This is a genomic window from Brevundimonas basaltis (assembly GCF_014202075.1).
GTDB classification, from domain to species: domain Bacteria; phylum Pseudomonadota; class Alphaproteobacteria; order Caulobacterales; family Caulobacteraceae; genus Brevundimonas; species Brevundimonas basaltis.
The window spans coordinates 621866-638164 of record NZ_JACHFZ010000001.1 but is presented as its reverse complement, the minus strand read 5'-3'; the positions used below and the strand labels follow the sequence as shown (position 1 = coordinate 638164).

General features: G+C 69.5%; 18 protein-coding genes. 12 read left to right on the top strand and 6 right to left on the bottom strand.

Translation table 11 applies throughout. The annotated features are described in order from the left end of the window. The first annotated feature begins 112 nt into the window (after nt 1-112). Genes guaB through guaA form a run of 5 tightly spaced genes read left to right on the top strand, consistent with a single transcriptional unit; the run spans nt 113 to nt 5612 of the window. The gene (gene guaB, locus HNQ67_RS03335; protein WP_183252291.1) at nt 113-1573 is read left to right on the top strand and encodes an IMP dehydrogenase; all 1461 of its coding nucleotides are present in this window, start codon (nt 113-115) and stop codon (nt 1571-1573) included. An 11-nt stretch (nt 1574-1584) separates the two neighbouring features. Continuing rightward, nucleotides 1585-1986, top strand: coding sequence for an MAPEG family protein (locus HNQ67_RS03330; RefSeq protein WP_246347414.1), 402 nt, complete (start codon nt 1585-1587; stop codon nt 1984-1986). Between the two features lie 10 nt (nt 1987-1996). Then, on the top strand, nt 1997-3409 hold the full coding sequence (locus tag HNQ67_RS03325; protein WP_183252289.1) for an RsmB/NOP family class I SAM-dependent RNA methyltransferase: 1413 nt from the start codon (nt 1997-1999) through the stop codon (nt 3407-3409). Then, nucleotides 3406-4053 (top strand): 5'-methylthioadenosine/S-adenosylhomocysteine nucleosidase, encoded by a 648-nt coding sequence (locus HNQ67_RS03320; protein ID WP_183252287.1) that lies wholly within the window; start codon nt 3406-3408, stop codon nt 4051-4053. Before HNQ67_RS03325 ends, HNQ67_RS03320 begins: the two co-directional genes overlap by 4 nt. After that, nucleotides 4050-5612, top strand: coding sequence for a glutamine-hydrolyzing GMP synthase (gene guaA, locus HNQ67_RS03315; RefSeq protein ID WP_183252283.1), 1563 nt, complete (start codon nt 4050-4052; stop codon nt 5610-5612). The genes HNQ67_RS03320 and guaA overlap by 4 nt, the downstream gene beginning before the upstream one ends. Here guaA and HNQ67_RS03310 read toward each other — a convergent pair whose 3' ends face one another. Next, entirely contained in the window at nt 5613-6191 is a 579-nt protein-coding gene (locus HNQ67_RS03310) for a superoxide dismutase family protein (RefSeq protein ID WP_183252281.1), read from the bottom strand. Between the two features lie 68 nt (nt 6192-6259). Beyond that, complete coding sequence (locus HNQ67_RS03305) at nt 6260-6751, bottom strand: VOC family protein (protein ID WP_183252278.1); 492 nt, start codon at nt 6749-6751, stop codon at nt 6260-6262. Nucleotides 6752-6850: 99 nt separating this feature from the next. Here HNQ67_RS03305 and HNQ67_RS03300 point away from each other — a divergent pair, with 99 nt between their 5' ends. Continuing rightward, entirely contained in the window at nt 6851-7198 is a 348-nt protein-coding gene (locus tag HNQ67_RS03300; RefSeq protein ID WP_183252276.1) for an arsenate reductase, read from the top strand. Nucleotides 7199-7204: 6 nt separating this feature from the next. Here HNQ67_RS03300 and bglX read toward each other — a convergent pair whose 3' ends face one another. The 4 genes from bglX to HNQ67_RS03280 form a co-directional block, all read right to left on the bottom strand. After that, a complete protein-coding gene (bglX, locus tag HNQ67_RS03295; protein ID WP_221247696.1) occupies nt 7205-9487 on the bottom strand; it encodes a beta-glucosidase BglX in 2283 nt (760 codons plus the stop codon). A gap of 95 nt (nt 9488-9582) precedes the next feature. Continuing rightward, the gene (locus tag HNQ67_RS03290) at nt 9583-9957 is read right to left on the bottom strand and encodes a c-type cytochrome (RefSeq protein ID WP_183252274.1); all 375 of its coding nucleotides are present in this window, start codon (nt 9955-9957) and stop codon (nt 9583-9585) included. Between the two features lie 3 nt (nt 9958-9960). Further along, nucleotides 9961-10926 (bottom strand): Vgb family protein, encoded by a 966-nt coding sequence (locus tag HNQ67_RS03285; protein WP_221247695.1) that lies wholly within the window; start codon nt 10924-10926, stop codon nt 9961-9963. A 90-nt stretch (nt 10927-11016) separates the two neighbouring features. Further along, nucleotides 11017-11256: a hypothetical protein gene (locus HNQ67_RS03280; RefSeq protein WP_183252272.1), complete on the bottom strand. Its 240-nt coding sequence runs from the start codon at nt 11254-11256 to the stop codon at nt 11017-11019. Between the two features lie 425 nt (nt 11257-11681). Here HNQ67_RS03280 and HNQ67_RS03275 point away from each other — a divergent pair, with 425 nt between their 5' ends. From HNQ67_RS03275 to HNQ67_RS03250, 6 genes are all read left to right on the top strand, one after another. Beyond that, nucleotides 11682-12083 carry a DUF6249 domain-containing protein gene (locus tag HNQ67_RS03275; protein WP_183252270.1) on the top strand — a complete coding sequence of 134 codons (402 nt, stop codon included), beginning with the start codon at nt 11682-11684 and terminating at the stop codon, nt 12081-12083. A gap of 26 nt (nt 12084-12109) precedes the next feature. Then, the gene (locus tag HNQ67_RS03270; protein WP_183252268.1) at nt 12110-12670 is read left to right on the top strand and encodes an RNA polymerase sigma factor; all 561 of its coding nucleotides are present in this window, start codon (nt 12110-12112) and stop codon (nt 12668-12670) included. Further along, nucleotides 12660-13079: a hypothetical protein gene (locus HNQ67_RS03265; protein ID WP_183252266.1), complete on the top strand. Its 420-nt coding sequence runs from the start codon at nt 12660-12662 to the stop codon at nt 13077-13079. Before HNQ67_RS03270 ends, HNQ67_RS03265 begins: the two co-directional genes overlap by 11 nt. A gap of 80 nt (nt 13080-13159) precedes the next feature. Continuing rightward, nucleotides 13160-13996 carry a 3-methyl-2-oxobutanoate hydroxymethyltransferase gene (gene panB, locus HNQ67_RS03260; protein ID WP_183252264.1) on the top strand — a complete coding sequence of 279 codons (837 nt, stop codon included), beginning with the start codon at nt 13160-13162 and terminating at the stop codon, nt 13994-13996. Between the two features lie 79 nt (nt 13997-14075). Next, nucleotides 14076-14846 carry a tetratricopeptide repeat protein gene (locus HNQ67_RS03255; RefSeq protein ID WP_183252262.1) on the top strand — a complete coding sequence of 257 codons (771 nt, stop codon included), beginning with the start codon at nt 14076-14078 and terminating at the stop codon, nt 14844-14846. Nucleotides 14847-14869: 23 nt separating this feature from the next. After that, complete coding sequence (locus tag HNQ67_RS03250; protein ID WP_183252260.1) at nt 14870-16294, top strand: PQQ-like beta-propeller repeat protein; 1425 nt, start codon at nt 14870-14872, stop codon at nt 16292-16294. Nucleotides 16295-16299 lie beyond the last annotated feature (5 nt).

Below are 16299 nucleotides of genomic sequence, written 5' to 3'. Positions count from 1 at the left end.
TCGGCGCCGCATCCGGCAAGGCAATTGTTCTTATCGTAGGGATAGGCGCGAGCGGGCCTTGCGGTTCCCCGCCATCGACCGCTATACGCGGCCCGCAAAACGGAGACTCCTCATGGAGATACGCGAAGGGCTCACCTTCGACGATGTTTTGCTGGAACCCGGCCCGTCAGAGATCATGCCCGCCGACGCGGATGTCTCGACGCAGCTCACCCGCGACATCAGGCTGAACATCCCGCTGACCTCGTCGGCGATGGACACGGTCACCGAGGCGCGTCTGGCCATCGCCATGGCCCAGGCCGGCGGTCTGGGCGTGCTTCACCGCAACATGACGGTCGAGCAGCAGGCCGACATGGTTCGCGAGGTGAAGCGCTACGAAAGCGGCATGGTCATCAATCCGGTGACCATCATGCCGCAGACCACACTGGGCGAAATCCGCGAGATCCGGGCCCGTAAGAAGATCAGCGGCTTCCCGGTCGTCGATCCCGCGACGGGCAAGCTGGTCGGCATCCTGACCAACCGCGACATGCGCTTCGACACCGATCCGGGCCGCAAGGCTGCCGCGATGATGACCGCCGGCGACCTGATCACCGTGCGCGAGGGCGCCGGGCGCGACGAGGCCTTGGCCCTGCTGCGCGACCGCAAGATCGAACGCGTCATCGTCGTCGATGAGGCCTACCGGGCTGTCGGCCTGATCACGATGAAGGACATCGAGAAGGCCCAGGCCCATCCGCACGCCGCCAAGGACGATCAGGGCCGGTTGCTGGTTGGCGCCGCCTCGACGGTTGGCGACGCGGGCTACGAACGCTCCATGGCCCTGGCCGAGGCGGGCGTGGACGTGGTGGTGATCGACACGGCCCACGGCCATTCGGCGCAGGTCTCGCGCGCTGTCGAACGCATCAAGCGCGAATCAAACCGCATCCAGATCATCGCCGGCAACGTCGCCACCTATGACGCCGCCCGGGCGCTGGTCGACGCGGGCGCGGACGCGGTGAAGGTCGGCATCGGCCCCGGCTCGATCTGCACCACCCGTATCGTCGCCGGCGTCGGCGTGCCCCAGCTGACCGCCATCATGGAGGCCGTCCGCGCCGCCAGGGAGTCCGGCGCTCCCGTCATCGCCGACGGCGGCATCAAATATTCGGGCGATCTGGCCAAGGCCATCGCCGCGGGCGCCAGCGTGGCCATGATGGGCTCGATGTTCGCCGGCACCGACGAAAGCCCCGGCGAAGTCTTCCTCTACCAGGGCCGGTCCTACAAATCCTACCGCGGCATGGGCTCGGTCGGGGCCATGGGCGCCGGTTCGGCCGACCGCTACTTCCAGAAGGAAGTCGAGGACTCCCAGAAGCTGGTGCCCGAGGGCATCGAGGGCCAGACGCCCTACAAGGGGCCGATCTCGCCGGTGCTGCACCAGATGGTCGGCGGCCTGCGCGCCGCCATGGGTTACGTCGGCGCCGCCACCATCGCCGATCTGCAGGAGCGGGCGCGGTTCGTGCGCATCACCGGGGCCGGCCTGCGCGAGAGCCACGTCCACGACGTGATGATCACGCGCGAGGCGCCGAACTACCGGCAGGGCTGAGGAAACAGGCCATGGATATGACGCCCGAGTTCATCATGCTGGCCTTCACCCTGATCCTGGCGCTGGTCCAGATCGGGGCGGCGGGCATGGCCCGGACGGCGGAACTCGGCGCGAAGTGGAACGCCGGTCCGCGCGACGCCGAGGTTCCGCCGCCGGGGAAACTGGCCGGGCGGCTGATGCGGGCCCAGGCCAATCTGTTCGAAACCCTGCCGATCTTCGCCGCCGCCGTGATCATGGCGCATATCGCCGGTAAGGACGGCGTGATGCTGACCCTCGTCGGCACGCACCTCTACTTCTTCGGGCGGCTGATCTACCTGCCGCTCTACGCCTTCGGCGTGCCCTACATCCGCTCGCTGGTCTGGCTGGTCGCCGCCGGCGGGTTGGTGATGGTCCTCGCCGCCCTGTTCGTCTGAAAGTTTCGAGTTGACCCCAGCCGCCCGCCTCGCCGCCGCCGCCTCCGTCCTCGATAGCATCGCCCAGGGCCGCGCGCCGGCCGAGGTCGTGCTCAAGGCCTGGGGCGCCGCCAACCGCTATGCGGGCTCCAAGGACCGCCGCGCCGTCGCCGACCGCGTCTATCGCGTGCTGCGCGCCCGCGGCCGTCTGGTCTGGGCCATGGGCGGGCGCGAGGACGGCCGGGCGCTGGTCATCGGCTCGCTCTCGCTGATCGACGGCCTGTCGCTGGAGGAGATCGAGGCGCTGCACTCCGGCGAGGGCTATGGCCCGCGGCCGCTGTCGAAACAGGAACGCGCCCGCATCACGGCCGGGGAGGGCGATCTGCCCGGCTGGGTTGCCGCCGGCCTGCCCGAATTCGTGGTCGAGGACTTCAAGGCCACCTTTGGCGAGCGCTGGAGCGAAGAGGCCCGCGAGCTGATGGCGCCCCGCGCGCCCATCGACCTGCGCGTCAACACCGCAAAGGCTTCCGTCGAGGGCGTGGCCGCCGAGCTGACCGCCGCCGGTCTGTCGCCGGAGCCGACGCCGTGGTCGGCCCACGGCCTGCGCCTGCCCTCCGAACCGCCGCCCAATGTCCAGGCGCTGGAGGCCTTCAAGGCGGGTCATATCGAGATCCAGGACGAAGGCAGCCAGATCGTGACCTGGCTGGCCGGCTCGGGTCTGGACTTCACCCCCGAGAGCATCGTCGTCGACTATTGCGCCGGTGGGGGAGGGAAGACGCTGGCGCTCGCCGTTCAGGGCCTGCCTGACGCCGATCCGTCCGAAGTCCGCGCGCCGAAGCCCGCCGGTTGGTCGCCCACCGGTGAGGATGAAGCCGCCGCTCGCCGCGCCGCCCCGCCGGCCTCCGGCATGAAACTCATCGCCTGCGACGTGGTCCAGAAGCGGCTCGACAACATCCGCCCCCGCCTGCAGCGCGCCGGCGTCGCCGCCGACCTGCGCCTGATCGGCCAGAACGGCGGCGGGGTCGAGGAGTTCAACGGCAAGGCCGACCTCGTCTTCGTCGACGCCCCCTGCACCGGCTCCGGCACCTGGCGTCGTCGTCCTGAGGACGCTTGGCGGCTGAAGGCCGACGAGGTCGAGCGGCTTCACGCCCTGCAGCGCCGCATCCTCGATCAGGCCGTGGCGCTGGTGAAGCCGGGCGGCCGCCTCGCCTATGTCACCTGTTCCATGCTGACCGTCGAGAACGAGGCGACCACCGGCGCCTTCGAGGCGGCGCATCCGGACTTCACACCCCTGCCGGTCGCCGATCTTCTCGACGCGCCGACTCTGACCGCCGCCGCCCGCGAGCGCCTCGCCGCAGCGGCCGCCGGCCATCGCCTGCGGATGTCGCCGGCCTCGACCCATACCGACGGCTTCTTCCTCGCCCTCTACGAGCGGCGGGCGTGAGCCGGGACTGGGCCCTTTCCCGCTTCGGTCCGAAGACCGTCCTGTGCGCCATGGCCGCCGAGGCCGAATACGGCCCGGCGCTCCGCGCCCGCATCCGCCCTCTGATGACCGGCGTGGGCCCCGTCGAGGCCGCGGCCGCCATCGGCCACGCCCTGGCCGAGCTCAAGGCGGCGGGCGATCTGCCGGACCTGGTGATCAGCCTCGGCTCGGCCGGCTCGCGGACGCTCGATCACGCCCGCGTCTACCGCGTATCGCACGTCGCCTATCGCGACATGGACGCCAGCGTGCTCGGCTTTCCGAAGGGGGAGACGCCGTTCCTGCCGGGCTCAGCCGTCCTGCCTCTGGCCGACGGCCCCGCCGCCTTGCCAACCGCGCGGCTGGCGACCGGCGCCAGCGTCGTCTCCGGCGCCGGCTATGACGCCCTCGACACGGACATGGTCGACATGGAGACCTATGCCGTGGTCCGCGCCGCCGCCCGTTTCGGCGTGCCGGTGCTCGGCCTGCGAGGTGTCTCGGACGGCCGCGCCGACCTCAGCGCCCTGTCGCACTGGACCGACGCCCTGGCGGAGATCGATCTCCGTCTGGCCGAAGCGCTCGACCTGTTGCATGACCATTTCGCCCCTGCCGCCACGGAGCCCGCATGACCGCCCCCGCTGATCACCAGAAGGTTCTGATCGTCGACTTCGGCAGCCAGGTCACGCAGCTGATCGCGCGGCGCCTGCGCGAGGCCAGCGTCTATTGCGAGATCCATCCCTATGCGAAGGCCGAGGCGGCGCTGGCGGCGCTGAAGCCGGCGGCCATCATCCTGTCGGGCGGTCCCGAGAGCGTGCACGAGGAGGGCAGCCCCCGCGCGCCGCAGGCGGTGTTCGAGGCTGGCGTGCCGGTGCTGGGCATCTGCTACGGCGAGATGACCATGTGCGAACAGCTCGGCGGCAAGGTCGAGGGCGGCCACCATCGCGAATTCGGGCGGGCCGAGATCACCGTGCGGAAAACCTCTCCGCTGCTGGCCGGCCTCGCTCCGGTCGGCTACGAGGAAACCGTGTGGATGAGCCACGGGGACAAGATCGTCGCCATCCCCGAGGGCTTCGAGGCCGTCGCGACCTCCGCCGGTTCGCCCTACGCTGTGATCGCCGACGAGACCCGCCGCTTCTACGGCGTCCAGTTCCACCCCGAGGTGATGCACACCCCGCGCGGTGCGACCATGCTGAAGAACTTCACCCACGGCATCGCCGGGCTGAAGGGCGACTGGACCATGGCCGCCTATCGCGACGAGAAGATCGCCCAGATCCGGGAGCAGGTCGGTTCGGCGAAAGTGATCTGCGGCCTGTCCGGCGGCGTCGACTCATCGGTGGCCGCGGTCCTGATCCACGAGGCCATAGGCGACCAGCTGACCTGCGTCTTCGTCGACACCGGCCTGCTGCGCAAGGACGAGGCCAAACAGGTCACCACCCTGTTCAGGGACCACTACAACATTCCGCTGATCCATGTTGATGCGTCAAGGGAATTTCTCGGCGAACTGGCCGGACAATCGGACCCGGAGACCAAGCGCAAGATCATCGGCCGGGTCTTCATCGAGATCTTCGACCGCGAGGCCGGCAAGATCGAGGGCGCCGAGTTCCTCGCCCAGGGCACCCTCTATCCGGACGTGATCGAAAGCGTCTCCTCGTCGAGCGGCAAGGCCCATGTGATCAAGAGCCATCACAACGTCGGCGGCCTGCCCGACTATATGAAGCTCAAGCTGGTCGAGCCGCTGCGCGAACTGTTCAAGGACGAGGTCCGGGCGCTCGGCCGCGAGCTCGGCCTGACCGAGGCCTTCGTCGGCCGCCACCCCTTCCCGGGGCCGGGCCTGGCCATCCGCATCCCCGGCGAGATCACCCCCGACGCCGTCGCCACCCTGCAGGAGGCGGACGCCATCTACCTCGACGAAATCCGCAAGGCCGGCCTCTACGACAAGATCTGGCAGGCCTTCGCCGTCCTGCTGCCGGTCAGGACCGTCGGCGTCATGGGCGACGCCCGCACCTACGAGAAGGTGCTGGCCCTGCGCGCCGTCACCTCCACCGACGGCATGACCGCGGACTTCTTCGAATTCCCGTGGGATGTCCTCGGCAGGACCGCCACCCGCATCGTCAACGAGGTGCGGGGCGTCAACCGGGTGGTCTATGACGTGACCAGCAAGCCTCCGGGGACCATCGAGTGGGAATAATCAGCTAACCAGCTGGCCCCGCTCGAACACGCCGCAGGCGATGCGGGCGCCGCTGTCGCCGGAGGGATCCGTGCGCTGATCGTCCGCGCCGGCGTGGACCACGAAGGCCGAGCCGTCGGCGTCGAACAGGCCGTCGAAGCTGGCGCCTTCAAGCCGGTATTCCAGCGTGCCGCGTCCGTCCTGGGCCACGGTCAGATTGGGCATGTCCCCGGCGTGCTGGCCCTCAGGGTCCTCGATCCCGTGCTTCTGGTTGGTCGGGTTCCAGTGGCCGCCGGCGCTGTCGAAGCCCGGGGCATCGCAGCGTCCGGTGGTGTGGACATGTACGCCGTGCTGTCCGGGCGGCAGACCCTGAACGCTGAGAGCGATCACCACCTGACCACCGGTGTCGGTGGCCGTGGCGCTGCCCGCCGCGGATCCGTCCGCCGTCCGCAAGATGGCGACGGCCCGCGTGGCCTGATCCACGGCGGTCACGGGCGCGGGGGCGGGGGAGGGCGCCTCGGCCGGTTCCGTCGTCTCGGGCGCGCCGCAGCCCGCGAGGGCGAATGTCAGGACCGTCGCGGTCCAGGCCAGCCGATTCATCAATGCCTCCTCTTGTCGTTCCAAGCCTCAAGGTCCCGGCGGCCGATCCGTTCCCTCCAGGCGGAGGACTATTCCCTCGCGGCGCGTTCCAGTTCGGCGACGTTCAGCCGCTTCATCTGCATCATGGCCTCGAAGACCCGCTTGCGGACCTTTTCGTCAGGGTCGGCCAGCAGGCGGGGCAGGGCGTAGGGCACGATCTGCCACGACAGGCCGTAGCGGTCCTTGACCCATCCGCACTGCTCGGCTTCGGGGACGGCGGACAGGGCCTCGGTCAGCCGGTCGACCTCGGCTTGGTCCTCGCAGTCGATCTGCAGCGAGACGGCCTCGCTGAATTTGAAGTGAGGGCCGCCGTTCAGGGCGGTGTAGCGGCTGCCGGCCAAAGTGAATTCGACCACCAGCACATCGCCGCTCTGGCCGCTGGGATAGTCGCCCGGCGCGCGGATCACGCTGTCGACACGGGAATCCGGAAGCAGCGACGCATAGAAGTTCGCGGCCTCTTCGGCCTGTTTGTCGAACCACAGACAGGGAATGACTTTCTGACGCGGGGGGAGGGTGGTCATGTCGGTCTCCGTTGTCGGCCCGGCCTGTATATTAAACCAAGCGGTTAAACGCAAGGTCCTCGGCTTGCGACTCGTGGAGGCTCCCGGCAGACAGGAAAAATGACCCTCACCCTCTACGGCATCCCCAACTGCGATACGGTCAAGAAGGCCCGGACGTGGTTGGACCAGCGCGGCGTCGCCTTTGCGTTCCACGACTACAAGAAAGCCGGGATCGACCGTCCGCGGCTGGAACAATGGGTGGCGGCGCACGGCTGGCAGACGGTGCTGAACCGCGCCGGCACGACCTTCCGCGCCCTGCCGGACGCCGACAAGGCCGACCTCGACGCCGTCAGGGCCGTTGACCTGATGCTGGCCCAGCCGTCGATGATCAAACGGCCGGTGCTCGACCTCGGCGACCGGACCCTGGTCGGCTTCAAACCGGACCTCTACGCGGCGGCGTTCGCCTGACGGCCGTCAGCGCGTCAGGCTGAACCGCGCCGGCTCCCCCGCCTGGGCGTTCGGGGCCAGCCAGACGTCGAACTGACCCGGCTCTACCGTCGGTTCCAGGTCCGGGCCGAGGAACAGCAGGTCGGCGAATCTCAATGGCAGGCTGACCTCGACGCTGCCGCCGGCTGGCACGGTGACCCGCCGGTACCCCTTCAACAGCCGGATCGGCTGGGTGATCGAGGCGGCGCGGTCGCGAATGTACAGCTGCACCACCTCCGACGCCTCGCGCGCGCCTCTGTTGGTCAGGGTGACCGTGGCGGTCAGCTCGCCGTTCCACCCCATGGCCGGCGCGGACAACCGAACCGGCGAATACTGCACCGGCGCATAGGTCAGGCCGTGGCCGAACGGATAGAGGGCGGCGTTCGCCGTCTCGCGGAACTGCGCCTTGAAGCCCTCGTCGCGCGACGCCGCCGGGCGGCCGGTGCTCTTGTGGGCGTAGTAGAAGGGCGACTGGCCCGAGAAGTGAGGGAAGCTGACCGGCAGCCGCCCGGTCGGCGCATGGTCGCCGAACAGCACGTCGGCGACGGCGTTTCCGGTCTCGGAGCCGAGGAACCAGGTGGCGAGGATCGCCGGCGCGTCCTTGACCGCGCCCGACAGCTCCACGGCCCGGCCGTGGCGCAGCAGGACCACGACCGGCTTGCCCGTCGCCGCCACCGCTTCGGCCAGCGCCAGCTGCGGCTCCGGGAGGCCGATGTCGACGCGCGACTGCGCCTCGGCCGACATGTTTTGGCTCTCGCCGACGGCCAACAGCACCACGTCGGCCTGCGACGCGGCGATGACGGCGGTCTCGACGCCGCCCGCGATCGGGGCCTCGACGTCGGAGCCCTTGACCACGGTCAGCGATCCGCCCGCTCCCATGGCCGCGCGCAGCCCCTCTTCCAGCGACACCGACAGCCTGGCGTCCTTGAAGATCGACCACGGCCCGAACAGATCGACCTTGTCCGCCCCGAACGGCCCGATCAGGGCGATGCGCTGGCCGGTCTTCGGCAGCGGCAGCAGGCCGTTCTCGTTCTTCAGCAGCACGATCGACTTGCGTCCGGCCTCCCGCGCCAGCGCCAGATGTTCGCGGCTGCCGGTGACCCGCCGCTCCACCCGGACATCGGAGCCGCGGTACGGGTTTTCGAACAGGCCCAGCGCCGCCTTGGTCATCAGCACCCGGCGCACGGCCTCGTCGACCCGCGCCATCGGCACGTCGCCCGACTGCACCAGATCCGGGATGTGCTTCATGTAGAGGCCGCTCTTCATCGACATGTCGACGCCGGCCATCAGGGCGATCCGCGCCGCGTCGCGGCCGTCGGCGGCATAGCCGTGGGCGATCAGTTCCTCCTCCGAGGTGTAGTCCGAGACCACGAAGCCCGCGAAGCCCCATTCCCCGCGCAGGATGTCGGTCAGCAACCACTTGTTGCCGCTGGTCGGGACGCCGTTCAGATCGTTGAACCCGCTCATCGTCGACAGGGCGCCCGCGTCGAAGGCGGCCTTGAACGGCGGCAGATAGACGGAGCGCAGCTCCAGCTCGCTCATGTCGGTCGAGTTGTAGTCCAGCCCGGCCTCGGCGGCGCCATAGGCGACGAAATGCTTGGGACAGGCCAACAGCGACGACCAGGCCTTCAGGTCGTCGCCCTGGAAGCCCCGGGTGCGCGCCGCGGCGAACAGATTGCCCAGCAGCACGTCCTCGCCCGCGCCCTCGACCACCCGGCCCCAGCGCTGGTCGCGGCCGATGTCGACCATCGGCGCATAGGTCTGGTGGACGCCCGCCGCGCCGCCCTCGACGGCGGCGGCCCGCGCCGTGCGCTCGGCCAGATCGAGGTCCCAGCTCGCCGCCTCGCCCAGCGGCACCGGAAAGGTGGTGCGCAATCCGTGCACGATGTCGGCGGCGAACAGCAGCGGAATGCCCAACCGGCTGTCCCGGACCGCCATCTCCTGCACGAAGCGCGTGGTCGCGGCCCCGACGCCATTGAACAGGGCGCCCATCCGTCCGGCGCGGATCTCGGCCGCCGTCTGCTCCTGATTGGTGTCCAGCGTGTCGCCGGGGTTCACGCCTTCGGGCCGCCAGCGGAACGGGTCGTTCTGCAGCGTCAACTGGCCGGCCTTTTCCTCGATCGTCATGCGCGCGATCAGGGCGTTGACCCGGTCCAGATTGGCCTGCGCCTGGGCCGCCGCGATGCGCGGCGCCATCATCAGCCCGGCCGCGACCGCACCTCCGGCCAGAAGCATGCGGCGGGTCGGGGCGGGGAGGGGCAGGTGGCGCATGTAACCGGTTCCATCTGTGGGACGACGCAGGACTAAACGGCGCGTCGCCCCGCGCCTACCCTCGATCGATCACAAGGCGTTGCGCCGGTGGTGGATCAGCGCTGCCGACGCAGCCAGGCGATCACCGCCGCCCGCTCGGCGGCGCTCCCGCCCTGATACGGCATGTCGGTTCCGGGCACGACGGCTACGGGGTCGGCGAGATAGCGCTCCAGCGTCCGTTCGTCCCACACCATGCCCCGTCGGCCCGCCGCCTTCAGGGCGTCGGAATAGGCGAAACCGGACGCCCCGCCGGCCCGGCGGCCGAGCACGCCCCTGAGGCTCGGTCCCGGATTGTCATGATCGTTCGCTCGCATGGAATGGCAGGCCGCGCAGCGTTGGAAAGCGCGCTCGCCCGGATCGGGCGCGGGCGCGGACTGGGGCGCCGGCGGGGTCGTCAGGACCGCCGTCAGCAGAAGCCAGTAAAGGGGCATGCCTCAGTCGCCGTGCCGGATGACGACCAGCCGGTCGGTGCCGGATTCCGCGCCCCAAACCTCGCCGGGCCGACCCAGCATCTGGCGCACCTGGGCCCCGGGGCGGTCGCTCGGGAAGCTCTCGAAGGTCTCCGTGGCCGGGTCGAAGCGGACAATGGCGTTGGCGGCGAAGTCGGTCAGCCACACCTTGTCGGTCTCGTCGACATAGACCGAATAGGTCTTCGGGGCCTCGCCCGGGAGCTTCCAGGTGCGCCAGCTGCCATCGCGCGGGTCGTGGACGCTGACGTTGCCGCTGTTCCACTCGCTGACCCAGATTCGGCCCCGGCTGTCGGACCAGACCCGCCGCGCCCCCTGGTTCGGGGTCGGCGGCTCGACGATGGTCGCCTCACCGGTGTCCAGATCGACCTTCGCGATATGGCTGCCGGCCAGCGAGGCGTACCAGACGTCGCCCGAGGGCGTGGTGGTGATGCCGTACGGACCCCGTCCGCGCGGCGCCGCCCAGACCTTCATGTCGTCGGTGGCCGGGTCGAGCCGGCCGTAGAAGCCGGTCTGGCCGGTGAACCAGATGCGGCCGCGGTGGTCGAAGGTGGCGGTGTTCATATTGATCGGGCCGGTGTCCTCCGGCAGAGGCCAGACCCGGACCTGCCGCGTCTCGCGGTCGACGCGGACGATGGCGTTCTGGCCGCCGTCGGTGATCCAGGCGTCGCCGTCCGGGCCGACGATGACCCCGTGCGGGGCCGAGCCCTCGCCCAGCGGAATGATCACCGTTTCGCCCGTCTCCGGGTTCAGGATGCCGTGCCCGCCGCCGCGCTGCACCGTCCACCAGACCTCCGCGCCGTCGGCGGTGACGGCGACATCGTGGGCCCGACCGCCCGGGGGCACGTCATAGTATTGAACCTGCTGGGCCCAGGCCGGTGCGGCGATGGCGAGGACCGCCGCTGCGGGCAGCGTCATCCAGAAGCAGCGCATGTGGAATCCCTCCGTTCGTGATGCGGACAACGTTACCCTTCTACGGACGACGCGCCCCCTTCCGTCGGAGATTGCGACCGAAATCGGGCCTCAGCCTTCGACCTCGGTCTGCGGCCGATCATGGCCGTCGGCCCGTTCGGTCACCCAGCGTCCCGACGCATCAGCATATTCGATCAGGGTGTTTTCGTCCGGAACCTTCTGCTCGCGCGCCGCTGCCACGGCCGCCGCCCGGGCGGAGTCGTGGTCAGGATAGGTTTCCGAAAAGGTGTCGCCCAGCTGGTAGGCCCAGCCCCCGTCGTGTTCGACGATACGATAGGTGATCTGGACCATGGGGCGGTTCTCCAGCGGCGTCGGCCGGCAAAAAACGCACGGCATACAGCGAACGCGGGGCAGGCTGTGCAGTTGCAGGGCGGTCGGACCCCTTACCCGTCGCTCACGACAGCTGGAAAAAGCCAAACGCAGCGCATCCGCTGGCGCGCCTGGTCCATCGAGGCGACGGCACTGCTGTGGGGCGTCAGCCGGGTGGTCTCTCCCCTCGCAGAAAGCATGGTCGCGGCCATCCAGCCCATCGCGATGGTGCTGGCGACGGCCCTCGGCGCTCGCCGCCCGCTGGCTCTCGCGCCGCTTCGGCCGAGCCTGAACCGCTTTACGAAAGTTTCATCCGCCGGATCGCATCCGCAGGCCGCCGTCGCCGCCTCTTGTCGTCAGAAGGCCGAAGCATCACGCTCCGGTTTCACACGAGAGGGGATACCTCAATGGAAGACTTCATTCCGGTTGTCGCGATCGTCGCGTTCTTCGGAACCATCGTGGCGGTCTTTTTCGGCCCGACCTATTTGAAATCGCGGGATCGCCGGGAAACACAGGCCACGGTCCGTCACGCCATCGACAAGGGTCAGCCCCTGCCGCCTGAACTGGTCGACGCCATGACCCGCGACGTCGCCAGCAAACTGCCCTCACGGACCCGCGACCTGCGCCGCGGCGTCATCTGGCTGGCCGTGGGCATCGGTTTCGCCGCATTCAGCTATCTGAGCAGCCTCGGCTGGAACGATCACGATGTTCGGGGCGCGTCCGCCGCCATGACGGGTCTGGCTGCCCTTCCGGTGACCATCGGCCTGGCCTTCATTCTGCTCAGCTTCTTCAACCCGAACAAGGAATAGGGCCGGGGCGGACAGGGGGACAGATCATGACCCAGGCCTTGGTCGACCGGCACGACGTCGAGCTCGCCGCCCTTGCGGCGGCGGGCGGTCGGCGGGAGTTCGGAGAGCTCGTGCGCCGCCACGGTTCGGCGGTGCGCGCCCTTCTCCGGCGCATGGGGGCCCAGCCCTCGCTCGCCGACGACATCGCCCAGGACGCCTTCATCCAGGCCTTCCAGCGCTGCGGCGAATTTCGCGGGGAGGGGACGTTCGTGGCCTGGGTCAAGCGGATCGCGGCGCGCCTCTATATCAAGCGGGTCGCCAAGGAGGCCCGTTACGTCGGTGAAATCGAACAGGATGATGTCGCGCCCGCCGCCGATCAGGCGGGCCTGATGGACCTGGACGAGGCCCTCAAGGCCCTCAGCGAACCGGAACGGCTCTGTGTGTCTCTCTGCCACGGAGCGGGCATGGCGCATCCCGAGATCGCCTCCGCCCTGAATTTGCCACTCGGTACGGTGAAGTCTCATGTCAAACGTGGTCTGGATAAACTCCGCGCGCGGCTCCAGCCGGAACCCGCTCAAACCTTGGGGAGAACGCAGCATGTCGGCTGACGAGTTCGATCCCTTCGTGGAACGTCTGTTCGCGCGGACGCCCACGCTGCCCGACGCCCCCCTGTTCACTGCCCGGGTCGAGCAACGTCTTCAGAAGGGCTCCCGCGTCCGCTTTCTCGCCCTGTCGCTCGCCGGCCTGATCGGAGGGGCGGTGGCCGTGCGCGAGACCATGCAGGTCGATATCGATCTCGGCGCCCGCGACGGCGTGGTCGCCGGCGACGCGCTGGGCCAGGGCATCCAGTCCGCGTCCCTGAACGTCCAGAACATGACCCAGTCGGCGCTCGATCAGGTCGGCCTCGCCAATATGGAACTGGGCTCCATGGGCGGCATGCAGTTGTTCTGGATCGCCGCCGGCGCCCTGATCGCCGTCGCCGCCGCCGGGGTGATGAAGCTGTCGCAGGAAGTCTGAACCCTTCCCGTCTACCCCGCCCGGGGATGACGGGCCGGGCGCGGAGCCCTATATCCCGGTCTCCGAACAGGAGGCCGACCATGTCCAGCCACAAGCAGGAAGCCGTCCGTCGCATCGCCGCCCCCGACATCCGGGCGCGCAAGGGCGGCGAGCCGCTGGTCTGTCTGACCGCCTACGACGCCCCGACCGCCGCCCTGCTGGACGATCATTGCGACCTGTTGCTGGTCGGCGACAGCGTCGGCATGGTCGTGCACGGCATGCCCAACACCGTCGGCGTCACCCTTGAGATGATGATTCTGCACGGCCAGGCGGTGATGCGGGGTTCGAATCGGGCCATGGTGGTCATCGACATGCCGTTCGGCTCCTACGAAGGCGGCAAGGAACAGGCCTACGAGAACTGCGCCCGTGTCATGAAGGAAACCGGCGCCCAGGGCGTGAAGCTGGAAAGCGGTCCGACCGTCGCCGAAACCATCGCCTACCTCGTCCAGCGCGGCATTCCGGTCATGGGTCACGTCGGCCTGCGCCCCCAGGCCGTGCTGACCGACGGGGCGTTCAAGGCCAAGGGCCGCACCGACGAGGAGCGGTTGCGGGTCATGTCCGAGGCCGAGGCCACCGCCGACGCCGGCGCCTTCGCCATCGTCATCGAGGGCGTCGCCGAAGGGTTGGCCCGGGAGATCACCGAGGCGGTCGACAAGCCGACCATCGGCATCGGCGCCTCGGCCGCCTGCGACGGCCAGATCCTCGTCACCCCGGACATGTTGGGCCTGTTCGACTGGACGCCGAAATTCGTCCGCCGCTACGCCGATCTTCGCTCCGAGATCGGCCGGGCGGTCGGCGCCTACGCCGACGATGTCCGCGCCCGCCGTTTTCCTGCCGAAGTCGAGACCTACTTCTCGAAAAAGCCGGTTTCGCCGTAGCGCCCGCGTTGCGGCGCGGGAAACGAGTCTCTAGGGTCCGGCCGGTTGGATTTTCTGCGACTTTTGGGGCGACGTATCCGTGGTTGATGTCTTCGATCAGGTCGAGGAGGAGCTTCGCTCCGATCGATACAAGCGGCTGGCCCGCACCTGGCTGCCGGTTGTCGGCGGCGTGCTTCTGGTCGCCCTGATCGCGGCCCTTGCCTGGTGGGGCTGGCAGAAGATGGAGACCTCGAAGGCCGACAAGGCCTCCATCGCCTACCAGCGGGGCCTCGAATCGCTCGAGTCGAACAATCTGGTCGGGGCCGACGCGGCCTTCGTCCAGGCCGCCGACGAGGGCAATGCCGCCTACAGGGCGCTGGCGCTGCAGCATCGCGCCGGCATCGCCGTTCAGCAGAACCGCATCCCCGCCGCCGTCGAACTGTTCGACGAAGCCGCCGCCGCCTCCCGTGATCCCCTGCTGCGCGACGGCGCCGCCTACAAGGCGGCCCTGCTGGTGATGGACACCGCCAGTCTGGAGGACGTTCAGGCCCGGCTCGAACCCCTGACCGAAGAGGGGCGGCCCTTCCGCGCCTTCGCCCGCGAGGCGCTGGCCGCCGCCCAGCTGCAGCACGGCAAGACCGCCGAGGCCCGTTCGACCCTCGTGGTGCTCAAGAACAGTCTCGACACCCCGCGCGAGCTGAGCCAGCGCGCCGAGCTGGCGCTCGCCTCGATCGACGACGGCACCGCCTCCAACATCCCCGCCATCATCGCCGCCATGGGCCCGGTCGAAGCGCCCGCCGCGCCCGCCGCGCCCGCCGCGCCCGCCGCGCCGCCCGCCGAGACCGCTCCGGCCGGGCAGGCCCGCCCGTGACCCCCGCTTCCAGGACGTCCGCCATGAACCGCGTGCTTAAAGTCGCCCTGCTGTGCGGCCTCGCCGCCACCGTCGCCTCCTGCGGCACGGTCCGCAACATCCTGCCATTCGGTCTCGGCGGCTCCGACGCCCCCCAAGCCCGCGCGACCGAAGGCCAGCGCATCTCGGTGCTCGAGTTCGAACAGCAACTGGCGCCCTCGGCCGCCCTGTCCGGTCGCGACTTCTTCCTGCCTGGTCCCCAGCCCGCCGCGGCCTGGACCCAGCCTGGCGGCAATCCGGAGAATGCGGTCGAGCACGTCGTCGCGGCCCCCGAGTTCGCCGTCGCCTGGCGCCGCGACATCGGCGCCGGTTCGTCCGACACCCGTCAGGTCATGGCCCCGGTCGTCGCCGACAACGGCCGCGTCTTTGTCCTCGACGGCGAGGCCACGGTCACCGCGGTCGACTCCGCCAGCGGTTCGGTCGCCTGGAAGGTCAGCGTCAAGCCTGACGAGAAGGAGTTCCAGCGCGGCCTGTTGGACTTCAACCTGTTCGGCGGCAGCTCGACCGGCGGCGGCTTCGGCGGCGGCGTCGCGGTCGGCGGCGGCAAGGTCTTCATCGCCTCGGGCTACCGCACCGTCACCGCTGTCGATCAGGGCACCGGCGCGGTGCTGTGGACCACGCCCGTCGACGTGCCGATCCACGGGGCCCCCACGGTCTCCGGCGGCCGCGTCTACGTGGTCGATGTCGAGAACCAGATGCTGGCCCTCGACGTGAACACCGGCCGGCAGGTCTGGGCCTATCGCGGCATTCCCGAGCCCGCCCGCATCATGCGCGCCACCAGCCCGGCCGTGACCGGCGACACGGTCATCGCGCCCTTCTCCTCCGGGGAACTGGTCGCCCTGCGCGCCTCCACCGGCCAGCCGGTGTGGCAGCAGGTGCTGTCGCGCACCAGCCGGACCAGCGCCCTGTCCGAAATCCGCGACATCGCCGGTCGTCCGGTGGTCAGCCGCGGCGTCGTCTATGCGATCAGCCACTCGGGCCTGATGTCGGCCATCGACGTGCCGACCGGCCAGCCCAAATGGCAACTGCCGGTCGCCGGCGTCAATGCGCCCCTGCCGGTCGGGGACGTCGTCTATCTCGTCTCCAAGACCGGCGAACTGACGGTCGTCAACCGCGACTCGGGCCAAGTCTACTGGACCCGCGACCTCAACGAGGGCCGCGTGCGTCAGGAAGGCGGCTTCTTCGGCTTCTGGGACCGCACCGTGCGCCCGACCTGGTCGGGCCCGCTGCTGGCCTCGAACCGTCTGGTGCTGGTCAACTCCGACGGCGAGCTGGTGGCCTTCGATCCCAAGACCGGCCTGCAGACCGCCTCGCTGCGACTCGGCGCCCCCGCTTTCATCGCGCCGGCCGCCTACAACGGCGCCCTCTACGTTCTCACCGACAAGGGCACTCTGGTCAGCATTCGCTGACCGTT

Bases quoted from the DNA above. Each gene is read 5' to 3' on its own strand.
- guaB (WP_183252291.1), top strand. From the start codon at position 113: ATGGAGATACGCGAAGGGCTCACCTTCGACGATGTTTTGCTGGAACCC.
- HNQ67_RS03330 (WP_246347414.1), top strand. From the start codon at position 1,585: ATGGATATGACGCCCGAGTTCATCATGCTGGCCTTCACCCTGATCCTG.
- guaA (WP_183252283.1), top strand. From the start codon at position 4,050: ATGACCGCCCCCGCTGATCACCAGAAGGTTCTGATCGTCGACTTCGGC.
- HNQ67_RS03310 (WP_183252281.1), bottom strand. From the start codon at position 6,191: ATGAATCGGCTGGCCTGGACCGCGACGGTCCTGACATTCGCCCTCGCG.
- HNQ67_RS03305 (WP_183252278.1), bottom strand. From the start codon at position 6,751: ATGACCACCCTCCCCCCGCGTCAGAAAGTCATTCCCTGTCTGTGGTTC.
- HNQ67_RS03300 (WP_183252276.1), top strand. From the start codon at position 6,851: ATGACCCTCACCCTCTACGGCATCCCCAACTGCGATACGGTCAAGAAG.
- bglX (WP_221247696.1), bottom strand. From the start codon at position 9,487: ATGCGCCACCTGCCCCTCCCCGCCCCGACCCGCCGCATGCTTCTGGCC.
- HNQ67_RS03290 (WP_183252274.1), bottom strand. From the start codon at position 9,957: ATGCCCCTTTACTGGCTTCTGCTGACGGCGGTCCTGACGACCCCGCCG.
- HNQ67_RS03285 (WP_221247695.1), bottom strand. From the start codon at position 10,926: ATGCGCTGCTTCTGGATGACGCTGCCCGCAGCGGCGGTCCTCGCCATC.
- HNQ67_RS03280 (WP_183252272.1), bottom strand. From the start codon at position 11,256: ATGGTCCAGATCACCTATCGTATCGTCGAACACGACGGGGGCTGGGCC.
- HNQ67_RS03275 (WP_183252270.1), top strand. From the start codon at position 11,682: ATGGAAGACTTCATTCCGGTTGTCGCGATCGTCGCGTTCTTCGGAACC.
- HNQ67_RS03270 (WP_183252268.1), top strand. From the start codon at position 12,110: ATGACCCAGGCCTTGGTCGACCGGCACGACGTCGAGCTCGCCGCCCTT.
- HNQ67_RS03265 (WP_183252266.1), top strand. From the start codon at position 12,660: ATGTCGGCTGACGAGTTCGATCCCTTCGTGGAACGTCTGTTCGCGCGG.
- panB (WP_183252264.1), top strand. From the start codon at position 13,160: ATGTCCAGCCACAAGCAGGAAGCCGTCCGTCGCATCGCCGCCCCCGAC.
- HNQ67_RS03250 (WP_183252260.1), top strand. From the start codon at position 14,870: ATGAACCGCGTGCTTAAAGTCGCCCTGCTGTGCGGCCTCGCCGCCACC.